1 pseudogene is annotated in these 570 nt (G+C 69.3%); it reads right to left on the reverse strand.

Annotated features, from left to right (window positions below):
• A pseudogene (locus MBTS_RS23075) lies at nucleotides 1-570 on the reverse strand (hypothetical protein); the annotation flags it as partial.

Raw genomic sequence — 570 nt, forward strand, 5'->3', positions numbered from 1 at the left:
CCCGTAGGCTGTTGCCCGAGACCGTGAAGCCCGAGGCGTCGAAGCCGAACGCGTCCTGCGCGTCCGCCCCGCCCTGGCGGGCCAGCGTCAGCGTGGCGCCGGCATAGTCGCCCAGACCGCCGTTCAGCGCGTCGAGGTCGACATCGGAGAGGGTGACGTCGGCGTCGAGGCGAACGCTGTTGCCGTTCTCGGTGAACGCCACCGTGCCGCCGAGCGAGTTCGGGGCGTTGAACGTGGTGTCGAGGCTGCCGTCCGCGTTGTAGCGTACCACAGCGACGTCGTAACCGGTGCCGCTCCCGATGCCGTAGCCCGCGACGACGATCTTTCCGTCCGCCTGGACCGTGATGCTTTTGGCAACGTCCTCCGCCGTGCGGTCGCTGACCGGGGTGAGGATCTTGCCGGTCCCGTCCGGGCCGAAGCCGGTGTCGAGGCTACCGTCCGCGTTGTAGCGCACCAACGTGAAGTCGGTGCCGCCGCTGCCATTGCCTTCACCCGCGACGAGGATCTTGCCGTCCGCCTGGACCGTGACGCTGTAGGCAAAGTCCGATGCCGTGCCGGTGCCGACCGGGG

Source organism: Methylobacterium bullatum (genome assembly GCF_014845095.1).
Lineage (GTDB): Bacteria > Pseudomonadota > Alphaproteobacteria > Rhizobiales > Beijerinckiaceae > Methylobacterium > Methylobacterium bullatum.